The organism is Streptomyces sp. enrichment culture, from assembly GCF_964273255.1.
GTDB lineage: Bacteria > Actinomycetota > Actinomycetes > Streptomycetales > Streptomycetaceae > Streptomyces.
Genome location: NZ_OZ186835.1, coordinates 5,301,430 through 5,316,363 on the forward strand (window position 1 = coordinate 5,301,430; position 14,934 = coordinate 5,316,363).

At 74.0% G+C, this 14,934-nt stretch carries 12 protein-coding genes and 1 riboswitch; of the genes, 8 read left to right on the forward strand and 4 right to left on the reverse strand.

The window, feature by feature from the left end; translation table 11 throughout:
- The first annotated feature begins 25 nt into the window (after window positions 1-25).
- Window positions 26-1,090 (forward strand): anthranilate phosphoribosyltransferase, encoded by a 1,065-nt coding sequence (gene trpD / locus ACSU53_RS23025; protein WP_437030552.1) that lies wholly within the window; start codon window positions 26-28, stop codon window positions 1,088-1,090.
- A gap of 76 nt (window positions 1,091-1,166) precedes the next feature.
- Window positions 1,167-1,283: riboswitch (SAM riboswitch) on the forward strand.
- A gap of 164 nt (window positions 1,284-1,447) precedes the next feature.
- Window positions 1,448-2,857, forward strand: a complete 1,410-nt coding sequence (locus tag ACSU53_RS23030) for an aminotransferase class V-fold PLP-dependent enzyme (protein WP_437030554.1) — start codon at window positions 1,448-1,450, stop codon at window positions 2,855-2,857.
- 91 nt (window positions 2,858-2,948) lie between these two features.
- On the opposite strand, the gene ACSU53_RS23035 is transcribed toward ACSU53_RS23030, so the two are convergent.
- Window positions 2,949-3,230, reverse strand: a complete 282-nt coding sequence (locus ACSU53_RS23035) for an Lrp/AsnC family transcriptional regulator (protein WP_190095628.1) — start codon at window positions 3,228-3,230, stop codon at window positions 2,949-2,951.
- Window positions 3,227-3,961, reverse strand: a complete 735-nt coding sequence (locus ACSU53_RS23040) for a rhomboid family intramembrane serine protease (RefSeq protein WP_437030556.1) — start codon at window positions 3,959-3,961, stop codon at window positions 3,227-3,229. Before ACSU53_RS23040 ends, ACSU53_RS23035 begins: the two co-directional genes overlap by 4 nt.
- Before the next feature lie 156 nt (window positions 3,962-4,117).
- Here ACSU53_RS23040 and ACSU53_RS23045 point away from each other — a divergent pair, with 156 nt between their 5' ends.
- The 5 genes from ACSU53_RS23045 (at window position 4,118) to ACSU53_RS23065 (ending at window position 9,662) form a co-directional block, all read left to right on the forward strand.
- A complete protein-coding gene (locus ACSU53_RS23045) occupies window positions 4,118-4,357 on the forward strand; it encodes a hypothetical protein (RefSeq protein WP_164333726.1) in 240 nt (79 codons plus the stop codon).
- A gap of 103 nt (window positions 4,358-4,460) precedes the next feature.
- Window positions 4,461-5,810: an NYN domain-containing protein gene (locus tag ACSU53_RS23050; RefSeq protein ID WP_437030558.1), complete on the forward strand. Its 1,350-nt coding sequence runs from the start codon at window positions 4,461-4,463 to the stop codon at window positions 5,808-5,810.
- A gap of 339 nt (window positions 5,811-6,149) precedes the next feature.
- On the forward strand, window positions 6,150-7,190 hold the full coding sequence (locus tag ACSU53_RS23055; protein WP_437030559.1) for an NlpC/P60 family protein: 1,041 nt from the start codon (window positions 6,150-6,152) through the stop codon (window positions 7,188-7,190).
- A 237-nt stretch (window positions 7,191-7,427) separates the two neighbouring features.
- Window positions 7,428-8,444, forward strand: coding sequence for an NlpC/P60 family protein (locus tag ACSU53_RS23060; protein ID WP_437030561.1), 1,017 nt, complete (start codon window positions 7,428-7,430; stop codon window positions 8,442-8,444).
- A gap of 33 nt (window positions 8,445-8,477) precedes the next feature.
- A complete protein-coding gene (locus tag ACSU53_RS23065) occupies window positions 8,478-9,662 on the forward strand; it encodes a hypothetical protein (protein ID WP_437030563.1) in 1,185 nt (394 codons plus the stop codon).
- Window positions 9,663-9,836: 174 nt separating this feature from the next.
- On the opposite strand, the gene ACSU53_RS23070 is transcribed toward ACSU53_RS23065, so the two are convergent.
- Window positions 9,837-11,084 (reverse strand): glycosyltransferase 87 family protein, encoded by a 1,248-nt coding sequence (locus tag ACSU53_RS23070; protein WP_437030565.1) that lies wholly within the window; start codon window positions 11,082-11,084, stop codon window positions 9,837-9,839.
- A gap of 173 nt (window positions 11,085-11,257) precedes the next feature.
- Between ACSU53_RS23070 and ACSU53_RS23075 the strand changes: the two genes are divergently transcribed.
- Complete coding sequence (locus ACSU53_RS23075; RefSeq protein ID WP_437030566.1) at window positions 11,258-12,400, forward strand: glycosyltransferase family 4 protein; 1,143 nt, start codon at window positions 11,258-11,260, stop codon at window positions 12,398-12,400.
- A 583-nt stretch (window positions 12,401-12,983) separates the two neighbouring features.
- On the opposite strand, the gene ACSU53_RS23080 is transcribed toward ACSU53_RS23075, so the two are convergent.
- Window positions 12,984-14,780: an AMP-dependent synthetase/ligase gene (locus tag ACSU53_RS23080; protein ID WP_437030568.1), complete on the reverse strand. Its 1,797-nt coding sequence runs from the start codon at window positions 14,778-14,780 to the stop codon at window positions 12,984-12,986.
- Window positions 14,781-14,934 lie beyond the last annotated feature (154 nt).

Sequence of the window (14,934 nt, forward strand, 5' to 3'; positions counted from 1 at the left end):
CGTGTGACGACCACAGGAGCGGCTGATGAGCGCTGTGACCCCCGCTGGAGGCGACACCGCGGCGGGCCGCTCCTGGCCCGCCCTGCTGAACGGTCTGCTGGAGGGCCGTGACCTGTCGGCCGACGACACCGCCTGGGCGATGGACCTGATCATGCGCGGGGAGGCCACCGACGCCCAGATCGCCGGCTTCGCGGTGTCCCTGCGCGCCAAGGGCGAGACCGTCGAGGAGATCTCCGGCTGCGTCCGCGCCCTGTACGACCACGCCAACGTGATCGAGGTGCCGGGCGCCACGGTCGACATCGTCGGCACCGGCGGGGACGGCGCCAAGACGGTCAATATCTCCACCATGTCCTCGATCGTCGTCGCCGGCACGGGGGCGAAGGTCGTCAAGCACGGCAACCGGGCCGCCTCCTCCGCGTCCGGCGCGTCCGACGTGCTGGAGAAGCTCGGCGTCAACCTGGAACTGACCCCGCGGCGGGTCGCCGAGGTCGCCGAGGAAGCCGGGATCACCTTCTGCTTCGCGGTGAAGTTCCACCCCGCGCTGCGCCACGTGGCGGCCGCCCGCGGCCAGCTGGGCATCCGCACCGTGTTCAACTTCCTGGGCCCCCTCGCCAACCCGGCCCGGGTGAAGGCGCAGGCGGTCGGGGTCGCCGACCCGCGGATGGCGCCCATCATGGCCGGCGTGTTCGCCGGACGCGGGCACTCCTCGCTGGTGTTCCGCGGCGACGACGGCCTGGACGAGCTGACCACCACCGGCACGTCCCACGTCTGGGTGGTCCGGGACGGATCGGTGACCGAGGAGGTCTTCGACCCGCGCGACGTGGGCCTCGACCTCGTGGACGTGACGGCGCTGCGCGGCGCCGACGCCTCCTACAACGCGGAGGTCGCCCGGCGGCTGCTGGACGGCGAACGCGGCCCGGTGCGCGACGCCGTCCTGCTGAACTCGGCGGCGGCGCTGGTGGCGCTGGAGCCCGGCACGGCCACCCTCGCGGAGCAGATCCGCGCCGGCATGGAGCGGGCGGCCGAGTCGATCGACTCGGGGGCCGCCCGGCGCGTCCTGGACCGGTGGGTGGCCGTCAGCAACGCATGACGCACCCGTTCTCGGGGGTCCCGCGATCCGGAACCGGGTTGCGGGACCCCGTTTTCTTCCCGTACGTTCCTGTGCAGGTCATGAGCGACAGCCATCAGGCCCCGGCCGGCTGTCCGGCAACCCTCCGTCCGTGGCGGGGTGCCCCGGGTGAGGACCAGGCCGTGGACAGCAAGGTCCCCGGCAAGCGCGGACCCCTCGCGAGCCAGGGGTCCTGGTCGTCGAGGAGCCGGACATGTGCAAGCGAATGAGCTAGGGCCACAGAGCCCCGCCTCCGCATCCCTTCTTTCCCCCTCACCACCGGGCTCGAGCCGTCGTCGCTCGCCCGGGGGATCCGCCTGCCGCGTACGGGAGTTCGCCATGTCCGTTGCCACCGCCGCCCCCTCCACGACCGCCACCGCCACCGCCGTCGCCGCCGACACCGACCCGGCCGTCCGCGCCCCGCTGCCCGTCCTCGGCCGGGACGTCACCGTTCCGCTCGTCACCGGCGGGGAGGTGACCTACGCGGCGCTCGACCAGGCCGCCAGCGCGCCTGCCCTCCAGCGGGTCTGGGACGACGTGGCCGCCTACGCGCCGTACTACGGCAGCGTCCACCGGGGCGCCGGGTACCTGTCCCAGCTCTCCACCGACCTGTTCGAGAACGCCCGCCGGACCGTCGCCGACTTCCTCGGCTGCCGGTCCGGCGACCAGGTGGTGTTCACCCGGTCCACCACCGACTCCCTCAATCTCCTCGCCTCCGCCCTGCCCGAGGACTGCCGGGTCTTCGTCTTCGAGACCGAGCACCACGCGGCCCTGCTGCCCTGGCGCCGACGCGACGTGACCGTCCTCGACGCGCCGGACAGCCCGCGGCAGGCCGTCGAGACCCTGGAGCGCGCCCTCGCCGACCGCGAGCCGTACGGGCCCGCGCTGGTGTGCGTCACCGGCGCCTCCAACGTCACCGGCGAGCTGTGGCCGGTGCGCGAACTGGCGGCCGCCGCCCACGCGCACGGCGCCCGGATCGTCCTGGACGCCGCCCAGCTGGCCCCGCACCACCCGGTGAGCGTGCGGGACCTGGACGTCGACTGGGTGGCCCTCTCCGGCCACAAGCTGTACGCCCCCTTCGGCTCCGGGGTGCTGGCCGGCCGGGCCGACTGGCTGCGCACGGCCGAGCCCTACCTCGCGGGCGGCGGCGCCAGCCGTCGGGTCGGCCGCCGCGCGGACGGGGGAGTGGAGGTGGAGTGGCACACCGACGCCGCCCGCCACGAGGCGGGTTCGCCGAACGTCATCGGCGTGCACGCCCTCGCCTCGGCGTGCCGGACGCTCACCGAGGCCGGGTTCGACACCCTCGTCGCCCGTGAGCGGCGGCTGATCCGCCGGGTGCGCGAGGGGCTCGCGGACGTGCCCGAGGTGCGGTGGCTGTCCCTGTTCGGGGACGACGCCCCGCGGGTCGGCGTGCTCTCCTTCGTCGTCGAGGGCTGGAACAGCTCCCACGTCGCCGCCGCGCTGTCCGCCGAGTACGGCATCGGCGTACGGGACGGCCTGTTCTGCGCCCACCCGCTGGTCCGCAGGCTGCTGGGCGGCGCGGCGGGGCACCGGGGCGAGTGCGGTGCCCCGGACGCCGCGCCCGGGGAGCGGGCCCTGAACGCGGTCCGGGTCAGCCTCGGGGCGGGCACCCCGGACGAGCACGTGGAGCGGTTCGTGCGCGCGGTCAAGGAACTCGTCCGGGACGGGGCGCGCTGGACCTACCGCACGGTGGACGGCCGCTGCGTCCCGGACGCCCCCGCGGCCTGAGCCGGCACCGCGTCCCTGACCGGCGGTGCCGCATCCCGAAGCGCCGGTCCGGGCGGTCCGGGCCGTCCGGGCGGTCCCCTCCGGCGGTCGCTCAGTTGTCCAGCCCGATGGCGAACGCCGCCTCGAGGTCGTGCTGGGAGTACGTACGGAACGCCACGTGCGTGTCCGTGCCCTCCACGCCCGGGATCTTGCTGATCCGGCCGGGGATGACCTCGGCCAGGTCCTCGTGCTCCCGGACCCGGACCATGGCGATCAGGTCGTAGGTCCCGGTGACCGAGAAGACCTCGCTGACGCTGTCCAGCGCGGCGATCCGCTCCGCGATCTCGGGGATCCGGTCCACGCTGGTCTTGATGAGGACGATCGCGGTGATCACGGCTGGTTCTCTCCCTCGGGGGCCGGAGCAGGGGGCGCCTTCACTGTAGTCGTCCGGCCCGAGCAGACCCACGCGCAGCCGAGGCCCAGCCCGAAGCCCACCAGGTGCGCGAGGTAGGCGACCCCCGGCCCGTCGGACGCCCGTCCCGCCCCCAGCCACTGCAGCGCCGCCCAGAACGGCAGCACCACCCAGGCGGGGAAGCGGACCGGCAGGAAGAACAGGAACGGCAGGAGACTGGTCACCCGGGCGCGGGGGAACAGGAACAGGAACGCGCCGAGCACCGCCGAGATCGCGCCCGAGGCCCCCACCAGGGACTGCTCGGAGCCGGGGTTGGCGAGGGCGTAACCGAGCAGGGCGAGGTATCCGCAGCAGACGTAGAACAGCGTGAAGCGCGGGCGGCCCATCCGTTGTTCGGTCATCGTGCCGAAGACGTGGAGGAACAGCATGTTGCCCAGCAGGTGCACCCAGCTGCCGTGCACGAACAGGGCCGTGGCCGGGGTGAGGGCCGCCCGGAGGGACCCGTCGAACAGGTCTGCGGGGATCACCCCCCAGCGCCGGAAGAACGCCCGCTGCACGGCGAGCAGCTCCTCCCCGGTCCCGTTGGCCGGGTTCAGCCCGGAGGCCGGGCCGAGCAGGAAGACCAGGCAGCACACGACGACCAGCGTGTGGGTCACCGGCGCCGACGGCCGCCGGACCGCCCGCGCGAGGGGTGCTCTCCAGTTGGGGACCATGGACACAGAGCATGACGTAACGGGACGCATCGGCGCAGACCGCCTCGCCGCCGTGGACGGGCGGGCGGCGGGGACCCGCCAGGCCGTAGGGTTACGACCCTGACCCACCGGGGTGCCCGGCGCGCCCCGAGACCGGAAGGAAGGCGAACAGCCACGATGACGGTTCCCCTGCCGACCGCCGCCACGCGGTGGCGCTGCACCCTCTGCGGCAACCTCACGCGCTTCGACGTGACCCGCTCCTCGAAGGTCGTCGAGTACGTCCACCTCGACCTGGCCGGGGAGCCGAAGGTCGAGGAGCGCGAGGTGCTCAGTGAGACCATCGAGTCGGTGCGGTGCCGCTGGTGCAACGCCGTGGACCAGGTGGAACTGGTGGACAGGCCGGGTGCCGGCTCCTGAACGAAGGGGATCCCTCCCTCTCGAGCGACGTCGTCGGAGGGGGAGGGCCCCGCTGACGGTGACCCCGTACACGGGGTGGCACACAGGCGATGAGGTGTGACGGATGGTGGAGACCACGGGCGGGGGGCCGCAGGACGGCGCCGCTGAGGTGCTCGACCGTCCGCTGCCCGACGGCGTGCGCCGGAGGGTCGTCCAGATCGTCTCGGACGGCTTCGGCGGCCTGACCGTCGCCGAGCTGCCCGCCCAGCTCCGCCAGTACGCGCGGTTCACGCCGAACCGCCGCGTCAAGTTCGCCGGGAACGCGATGGCCTCCGCGCTGGAGACCGACCCGCTGTTCCGGCAGCGCATCGGGGAGAAGCTCAGGCAGGCACAGCCGGAACTGACCGGCGCCCTGGACTCCGGCTCCCCGCCCCCGGCCGCCGACCCCCTGGACGTGGCGGCCGCGGCCTACGTGCTGCGCCCGGCCGGCTGGGTGAAGCTGGTCGCCGCGGCCGGCGAGGAGGCCCAGCGCGCCGACGCCGAACGCGCCGACGAGGAGAGCCGGGCCGAGCTGGAGCGGCTGCGCGCCGAGCTCGCCCGGGCCCGGGAGCACACCCGCGCCGAGACCGAGCGGCTGCGCTCCGAACTGGACGCGGCGCGCAAAGAGGCCGAGTCGCTGCACCGCAAGCTGCGGTCCGCGCTCAGCGACGTCAAACGCGGTCAGGCCGCCCTGCGCAAAGTGCAGGGCGAGCTGGAGGCGGTCCGCGCGGAGAGCCACGCGCAGGTGTCGGCCGCCGAGAGCGAGACCCGGCGGATCAAAGGGCGCCTCGGCGAGACGGAGGCCGCCCTGGAGGCCGCCCGCCGCGCGGCCCGCGAGGGGCGCAGCGTGGAGGACATGCGGGTGCGGCTGCTCCTGGACACCGTCCTGGACGCCGCCCAGGGGCTCCGGCGCGAACTGGCCCTGCCCCCGGTGTCCGTGCGCCCCGCCGAGACCGTGGACGCCGTGGAGCCCGGCCGGATGACCCCCAAGGACATCGCCGCCCGCGCGCTGTCCGAGGACGACCCGGCGATCCTCGACCAGTTGCTGGCGCTGCCGCAGGCGCATCTGGTGGTCGACGGCTACAACGTCACCAAGACCGGCTATCCCCAGATGCCGCTGGAGAAGCAGCGGTTGCGGCTGCTGGGCCAGCTCGCCCAGACGGCCGCGCAGACCGGCGCCGAGGTGACCTGCGTCTTCGACGGGGCCGAACTGGCCGCGCCGGTCCTGCTGGCCCCGCCGCGCGGGGTGCGGGTGCTGTTCTCCAAGCCGGGCGTCACGGCCGACGAGCTGATCCGCCAGCTGGTGCGCGCCGAGCCGCCGGGCCGGCCGGTCATCGTCGTCTCCACCGACCGCGAGGTCGCCGACGGGGTGGCCCGCGCGGGCGCCCGCCCGGTCGCCTCCGCGGTGCTCCTGAAGCGGTTCTCCAAGGCGTAGCGCCCTCCCGGACGCCGGATACGGCCCGCCGGACGTTAAGGAGCCCTACGCCCCATCAGGACCCTAAGACCCAACCGCAACGTACCCGCCGATTGCCCGAATTGGCGGGATCGTCACGCAACGTAGCGTCAGCTCCATATCACTGCACGTGAGTTCATGGCAAAGAAACACGCTGTGACGGAGATTTCGGGTCCAGGGATTTGAACTGATCACAAGAGAATCACTAGGGTCGGGCCTCGAACCTCCGCTCGGGTGATCGTTCACATGGGGTGGCGACGGCGGAGGCCCCCGCCCACCGGCGTGTCGGTAGGCGGCTGGAGGAAGAAGGAGCTCGCCTCCGTGGCGTCCCACCGTCGTCCCAAGCAGCCGAACCGCGCACGTGTGACCGTGCTCACCACCGCTGCCGCCGCAGCCGTCGTCCTCAGCTCGCAGGCCGCCAACGCCGCGCCCAGCGAGAAGCCGAGCAAGGACGAGGTGAAGGCCAAGGTCGACAAGCTCTACGAGCAGGCGGAGCAGGCCACCGAGAAGTACAACGGCGCCAAGGAGAAGCAGGAGAAGCTCCAGAAGGAGATCTCCACCATCCAGGACAACGTCGCCCGCGGCCAGCAGGAGCTCAACGAGCTGCGCGACGGCCTCGGTTCGATGGCCAGCGCCCAGTACCGCAGCGGCGGCATCGACCCCTCGGTGCAGCTGTTCCTCTCCGCCGATCCGGACGACTACCTCGACAAGGCGTCCACCCTCGACCAGCTCAGCACCCAGCAGGTCGACGCGCTGAAGAAGATCCAGAAGAAGCAGCGCGAGCTCGCCCAGCAGCGTTCCGAGGCCAGTGAGAAGCTCAAGGACCTCGCCTCCACGCGCACCGAACTGGGCAACAAGAAGAAGGAGGTCCAGGGCAAGCTGGCCTCCGCGCAGAAGCTGCTCAACAGCCTCACCGCCGAGCAGAAGGCACAGCTCGCCGACGAGGAGAACCGCGCCACCCGCGCCAGCCAGCGTGACGCGCTCTCCGTCAAGGTCCCGGCCGGCTCCGGCCGCGCCGCCGCCGCCTTCGCCGCCGCCCAGAGCAAGCTGGGCACCCCGTACGTCTACGGCGCCACCGGCCCGTCCTCCTTCGACTGCTCGGGCCTGACCTCCTGGGCCTACGCCCAGGCCGGCGTCGGCATCCCGCGCACCTCCGAGGCGCAGACCGGGGCCGGCACCAAGATCTACTCGGTCGGCGACCTCAAGGTCGGCGACCTGGTCTTCTTCTTCAACGACCTGCACCACGTGGGCCTCTACGCGGGCAACGGCCAGATCATCCACGCCCCCCGCACCGGCACCGTCGTGCGCTACGAGTCGATGAACACCATCGGCGGCCCGTTCATGTTCGGCGTCCGCGTCTGACCCGGACCGCTCCGCACCACCACCGCCCGGCGCCGCCGCGCCCGGTGTGACACCGGGACGAGGTGCCCCCGTTCGGGGGAATCCCGCCGTCGCCGTGCGGCCCACGCCCCGCCTGTGACCTGCGTCAGCGGCGGGGCGTCACCGTGCGTGCCCGCCGGGGTCGTTGGCCCGCCCACCGCCGCGGGGTTACTGTCTGCCGCGTTTCCCCGTCCGCCAGCGGAAGGAGCGCGGCTTCCCGTGGGGTCCCACCGCCGCCTTGCACCGTCCTCCGGGTCCGACCGGAGCACCACCGTCGCCGTCGGGCTGCTCTCCGCGGCCGCCGCCGTCCTGGGCGCCGTACCGGCCGCCGCCGCACCGCACGACGACGCCCGGGCCGAGGTGGACCGGCTCTACGAGGAGGCCGAGAAGGCCACCGAGGCGTACAACGAGGCCGACGAACGCGCCGACACCCTGCGCCGGCAGGTCCGCACCGCCCAGGACGGTCTCGCCCGGCAGCAGGAACGCGTCAACACCCTGCGCGACGCCCTCGGTTCGATGGCCGGCGCCCAGTACCGCTCCGGCGGCCTCGACCCGTCCCTGGAGCTGCTGCTCTCCGAGGACCCCGAGGACTACCTCGACAAGGCCTCCGTCCTGGACCGCATCGGCACCCGCCGGGCCGGCGAACTGCGCACCCTCCAGGAGGCCCTGCGCACCCTGGCCCAGGACCGCGCCGAGACCGCCCGCAAGCTCGGCGACCTGGAACGCAGCCGCAAGGCCGTCGCCCACCACAAGAAGACCGTCGAGCGCAAACTCGCCGAGGCCCGGCGGCTGCTGAACTCCCTCCCGGACGAGGCCCGCGCCGCCTACGACCGGGCCACCCGCTCGGGACGCGCCGGCCTGCCCGCCCCCGGCGACGCCGAACCGGTCTCCGGCCGCGCCGGAGCCGCCCTCGCCGCCGCCCGCTCCGCCCTGGGCAAGCCGTACGTCTGGGGCGCCAACGGCCCCAACGGCTTCGACTGTTCGGGCCTGATGCAGTGGTCGTACGCGCAGGCCGGCATCGCCCTCCCGCGCACCTCGCAGGCCCAGCGGTACGCCGGACGGCAGGTGCCGCTCTCCCAGGCCCGCCCCGGCGACCTGGTCGTCTACCGCTCCGACGCCAGCCACGTCGGCATGTACGTGGGCAACGGCCAGGTGATCCACGCGCCCTACCCCGGCGCCCCCGTGCGCTACGACCCGGTCGGGATGATGCCCGTCTCCTCGGTCACCAGGGTCTGACCGGAACGGCCGCGCGCCCGTACCCTCGACAACGTGGCAGGCCGTGTGCGGGGTCCGGGGGCGTGGGTGGTGGTGCTGTGCCTGCTGCTCGTGTCACTGGTCGCCTGCGGCGGACCGGCCGACGGCACCCGGGCCGAGGTGCAGTCCATGCTGGACCGGCGCGCGCGGGCCCTGCTCGACGCCGACGCCGCCGCCCACGCCCGCACCGGCACCCGGGCCGGGTACGACAACCTGCGCGCCGTGCCGCTGGCCGACTGGTCCTACCGGGTGACCGCCGTGCACCGCACCGGCGACACCGCCACGGCCGACGCCGACCTCCGCTACCGCATCGAGGGCTACGACCGTTCGCCGGTGACCACCGCCCGCACCCTGCGCCTCACCCGGGGCGGCGACGGCCGGTGGAGCGTCGACACCGACCGGCCGGCCGGGTCGTCGGGCCAGCAGCTGTGGGACCAGGGACGGGTCCGGGCCGTCCGCGGCGCGGGCGGCCTGGTGCTCGGCGTCGGGCAGTCGGACGAGCGGCTGCGCGACTACGCCCGGCTGGCCGGCCGGGCGGTGCCCGCGGTGTCCGACGCGTGGGGCCGGGAATGGTCCCGGCACCTCGTCGTCCTGGTGCCCACCTCCCTGGAGGGCATGGCCGGGCTGCTCAACTCGCCCGCCTCGTCCTACCGGGGCATCGCCGCGGTCACCACCGGCGAGACCGGCGCCGGGGAGCGCGCCCCCGCGGACCGGATCATCGTCAACCCCGAGGCGTTCGGGCTGCTCGGCGACTCCGGCCGCCAGGTGGTGCTCACCCACGAGGCGACCCACGTCGCCACCCGCGCCCACACCGGCGCCGCCACCCCGCTGTGGCTGTCGGAGGGCTTCGCCGACTGGGTCGGCTACCGCGGCGGCGACCGCACCCCGGCCCGGACCGCGCCCGAACTGGCGCGCGCGGTGGCCCGCGGCGACGTCCCGGACGCCCTCCCCGACGACGACGACTTCGGCTTCTCCGGCGACTCCGGGAGCCTGGCCCGGGCCTACGAGAGCGGCTGGACGGCCTGCCGCCTCGTCGCCGACCGCTGGGGCGAGGACCGTCTGCGCGCCTTCTACCGGGCGGTGGGCGCCCACGACCGGCGCGAGGGCGCGGTCGAACAGGCGCTGCACGAGGTCCTGGGCACCACCCTCGCGGACTTCACCGCCCAGTGGCGCGAGGACCTGCGGCGCACCCTGGGCTGACCGGCCCCCGGCGCGGTGGGCGGCAGGACGGCCGCACGAGGACACCCCGTGCCCCGCACGGCCGGGGGAGACACCCGGGTCCGGGTCCCCCTCCGCACGTCAGGAGGACACCCGGGCCTCCTCCGCAAGCCTCCTCCGCAAGGCCAGGGGGACACCTGGGCCCCGTCCCCACGGTCAGGAGGACACCCGGGCCCCGTCCGTACGGCTCGGCCGCGGTGACGGCGACGGCGTCGGCGGGGCCGGGCGGGGGGACACCGTCGCCGACCACAGGGCCCGGGCCGCCAGCAGCGTCGCGGCGACCAGGAGGCCGTTGCGCACCACCAGCAGCCCGATGCCGAGCCGGTCACTGGCCACCACGTGCGCGAACCACACCGGGAACTCCAGCACCGTCACCAGGCACGCGGCCAGCACCAGCCCCACCGGCAGCCGCATCCGGCCGCCCGCCCGGAAGCACAGGCACACCGCCCCGAGGCCGACCAGCCACACCATGTACTGCGGGCTGATCACCCGGCTCGTGGTGGTGAACACCAGCACCGCCGTGAACGCCGCGTCGGCCACGGTGTGCGGCGCGAACCGGGTCGCCCGCAGCCGCCACAGCACCAGCCAGCCGAACCCGGCCGCGCTCAGCAGCAGCGCGCCGGTGCTCACCCAGCCCACGTACGGGCCGACGAACTCCACCGAGCCGTAGTTGAGCAGCACCTGGCCCTCCCAGCCGAAGTGCCGCGCCGCGTGCAGGACGAGCGCGCCCAGCGACTCGACCTCCGTGCCCCGGTCGCGCTGGAACGTCAGGAAGGCGAACGCCCCCGGCATCACCGCCGCGAACAGCGCCGCCAGTCCGGCGCCGGTCAGCGCCGCCGACACCCAGGCGGAGCGCCGCCGCACCCCGAGCAGCAGCAGCGCCGGCCAGCCCTTCAGCAGCGCCCCGAACGCCACCAGGGCCCCCATCAGCCGCGGCCGGCCGGCCCCGGCCAGCAGGGCCGCCACCGCCACCGCGGTCACCATCACGTCGTAGCGCGCGTACACCGTCGGCCCGAGCAGCGGGACGCCGGCCACCCACACCCAGGCCCCGGCCCACGACCGCCCGCGGCGGCCCCCGGCCCGGCACAGCAGGCCCAGGGTGAGAAGGTCGGCCACGCACACCAGGACGTAGAACGCCGTGGCGTACTCCAGGAACGGCAGCAGCGCGGGAGAGAGGATCGCCAGGGCCGCGGCGGGCGGGTACTGCCAGGTGACGTCGTTCAGCGGAAACGTTCCGGTACGCAGCACCGCGAACCAGTCGTGGTAGATCACCGACACGTCGCTCGTGACGTCGGGACCGGGGAAGACGACGACCTTCAGCACGCACAGCAGAAGGAACGTCCTGGTCAAGGCCCAGACGGTCAGCAGTCCAAAGAGGGGCCGTGCCGCGCCCGTCGTCTTCACGTCGATCCTGTCCGTCGGTGTGGGGGGTCTCGGTGGGAGGCTCGGTGTGGGGGTGCCGAGGGAGCCATGATGTCCCGGAGCCCGCCCCCGGTGCCACAGCGGCCGGGCCCCGGGCGTGCCCCCGGGACGCCGCCGCGACCGGCCCCGGCCGCGGTTCGGTAGGGTCTGCGGCGATGCACAAGACCCTGATCGTGACCAACGACTTCCCGCCCCGCCCGGGCGGCATCCAGGCGTTCCTGCACAACATGGCGCTGCGTCTGGACCCCGGCCGGCTGGTCGTCTACGCCTCCACCTGGAAGCGGTCCCGGGAGGGCGTCGCGGCGACCGCCGCCTTCGACGCCGAGCAGCCCTTCACCGTCGTGCGCGACCGCACGACGATGCTGCTGCCGACCCCGGCGGTCACCCGGCGGGCCGTCGGCCTGCTGCGCGAGCACGGGTGCACCTCGGTCTGGTTCGGGGCGGCGGCCCCCCTCGGGCTGATGGCCCCGGCCCTGCGCCGGGCCGGCGCCGAGCGGATCGTGGCCACCACCCACGGCCACGAGGCGGGCTGGGCGCAGCTCCCCGCCGCCCGGCAGCTGCTGCGCCGCATCGGGGAGTCCACCGACACGCTCACCTACCTCGGCGCGTACACGCGCGAGCGCATCGCCGGCGCCCTGACACCCGAGGCGGCGGCCCGGATGGTGCAGCTGCCGCCCGGCGTCGACGAGAAGACCTTCCACCCCGGCTCGGGCGGCGACGAGGTCCGCGCCCGGCTCGGCCTGACGGACCGGCCGGTGGTGGTCTGCGTGTCCCGCCTGGTGCCGCGCAAGGGCCAGGACACCCTGATCCGTGCCCTGCCCGCGGTGCTGGCCGCCGAGCCGGACACCGTGCTGCTGATCGTCGGCGGCGGCCCCTACGAGAAGGACCTGCGCCGCCTGGCCCACGACACCGGGGTCGCCGGCTCGGTCCGCTTCACCGGCTCCGTCCCCTGGTCCGAGCTGCCCGCCCACTACGGCGCCGGCGACGTCTTCGCGATGCCCTGCCGCACCCGGCGGCGGGGCCTGGACGTGGAAGGGCTCGGCATCGTCTACCTGGAGGCCTCCGCGACCGGCCTCCCGGTCGTCGCCGGCGACTCCGGCGGCGCGCCCGACGCGGTCCTGGACGGCGAGACCGGCTGGGTCGTCCCCGGCGGAACCCCGGGACCCACCGCCGACCGCCTCATCACCCTCCTCGGCGACGCGGACCTGCGCCGCAGGATGGGCGAGCGCGGCCGGGAATGGGTGGAACAGAAGTGGCGCTGGGACCTCCTGGCAGAACACCTGAAGACCCTGCTGTAACCCCCCGGCCCCCGTCTCACCGACGGCTCCAGGGGTGCGGGGAACCGCGCGTCGGCCCTGGTCTGATCCGACGGTGGGGCAGCACCCCTCCAGGGGCGCGGGGAACCGCGCGTCGGCCCTGGTCTGATCCGACGGTGGGGCAGCGCCCCTCCAGGGGCGCGGGGAACTGCGCGCCCGGCCCCAACGCACGGGCCGCCCGCCCGACCACCCCCGCCACGATCCCCCGACTGGCGCCGAACCCCCGGCCCCGGTCTGATCCGCCGGCGGGGCAAATCACCCTCCAGGGGCGCGGGGAACTGCGCACCCAGCCCCAACGCACGGGCCGCCCGCCCGACCACCCTCGCCACGATCCCGCGGCCGGCGCCGAACCCCCGGCCCCGGTCTGATCCGACGGTGGGGCAGCGCCCCTCCAGGGGCGCGGGGAACTGCGCACTCAACCCCAACGCACGGGCCGCCCGCCCGACCACCCCCGCCACGATCCCGCAATCGCGCCCCACCCGAGGCCACGCCCACGCCCGACGGCGGGGGGAGGGGGCACAACACCCCCCGAGGGGGCGTGGGGAACCACGCAAACCCGCAGCCCCTACTTCGCGTAGATCGCCTCGATCTCGTGCGCGTAATCCTTGGCCACGACATTCCGCTTCAGCTTCAGCGACGGAGTCAGATGCCCCGACTCCTCCGTGAACTGCGCCGGCAGCACCCGGAACTTCCGCACCGACTCCGCCTTGGACACCGCCGCGTTCCCGTCGTCGATCGCCGTCTGGATCGCGGCCAGCAGGTCCGGGTCGTCCCGCAGCTCCGACGCCGTGGACCCCGCCGGCTTGCCGTGCTCGGCGCACCAGCGGCCCAGGAACTCCTCGTCGAGGGTGACCAGCGCGCCCACGAACGGCCGCCCGTCGCCCACCACCATGCACTCCGCGACCAGCGCGTGCGCCCGGATCCGGTCCTCGATCACCGCCGGGGCGACGTTCTTGCCGCCCGCGGTGACCAGGATCTCCTTCTTGCGGCCGGTGATCCGCAGGTAGCCGTCCTCGTCGAGGGTGCCGATGTCGCCGGTGTGGAACCAGCCGTCGGCCAGCGCCTCGGCCGTCGCGGCCGGGTTGTTCCAGTACTCCTTGAACAGGTGCTCGCCGTGCAGCAGCACCTCGCCGTCGTCGGCGATCCGCACCACGGAGCCGGGCAGCGGCTGTCCGACCGTGCCGATCTTCTGCCGGTCCCAGGGGTTGAACGCGGTGGCCGCGCAGGATTCGGTGAGGCCGTAGCCCTCCAGCACGCTGAAGCCGATGCCGCGGAAGAAGTGGCCCAGGCGCTCGCCGAGGGGCGCGCCGCCGGAGATGGCGTACTCGCCGCGCCCGCCGAGGACCGCGCGCAGCTTGCCGTAGACGAGCCGGTCGAAGACCTTGTGCTTCAGCTTCAGGCCGAGCGACGGCCCGGACGGCGTGTCCAGGGCGCGGCTGTAGGCGATCGCGGTGTCGGCCGCCTTGTCGAAGATCTTGCCCTTGCCGTCGGCCTGCGCCTTGGCGCGCGCCGAGTTGTAGACCTTCTCGAAGACCCGCGGCACGCCCAGGATCAGGGTCGGCCGGAACGAGGCCAGCTCGTCGGTGAGGTTCTTGATGTCGGGCACCAGGCCCAGCTTGATCGGCGCCACCATCGGAGCGATCTGCACCATCCGTCCGAAGACGTGGGCGAGGGGCAGGAACAGCAGCACGGAGCACTCGCCGGTGCGGAACAGCGGGCGCAGCCGCTCGACGATGTTGCCGCACTCGGCGAAGAAGCTGCGGTGGGTGAGCACGCAGCCCTTGGGGCGGCCGGTGGTGCCGGAGGTGTAGACGATGGTGGCCGGGTCGTCGGCCTTCGCGACGGAGCTGCGCTCGTCGACCGTGGCGTCGGCGACGTCCTGGCCGAGCCGGCCGAGCTCGTCCACGGCGCCCGCCTCGATCTGCCACACGTGCTTCAGCTCGGGCAGCCGGTCGCGCACCGACTCCACGGTGGCCTCGTGGGCGTCCAGTTCCACCACGCAGGCGGTGGCGCCGGAGTCGCCGAGGATCCAGGCCACCTGCTCCGGGGAGCTGGTCTCGTACACCGGCACGGTGATCGCGCCCGCGCTCCAGATCGCGAAGTCCAGCAGCGTCCACTCGTAACGGGTCCGCGACATCAGCGCCACCCGGTCCCCGGGCTGCACTCCGGCGGCGATCAGTCCCTTGGCGGCGGAGCGCACCTCGGCGAGGAACGCGGTGGCCGTCACGTCCTGCCAGTCTCCGCCGGCCTTGCGGGCGATGACCGCGACATCGGGGTGCTGCGCGGCGTTGCGGCGGACGATGTCACTCAGGTTGCCGTCCGCAGGGACCTCGTACAAAGCCGGAAGGCTGAACTCGCGCAAGACTGCTGCTCCTCTTAGGGCGCCGGCGCCACGACGTTGTGCGATGCGACGGTGCGGTCCAAGGCTCGGGAGAGTGCTCGCGAAGTCAACGGTTGAAATCCCGAGCACGACTGGACTGCCCGGACGTTACCCGCCGGTATGGCCTCTACGACAG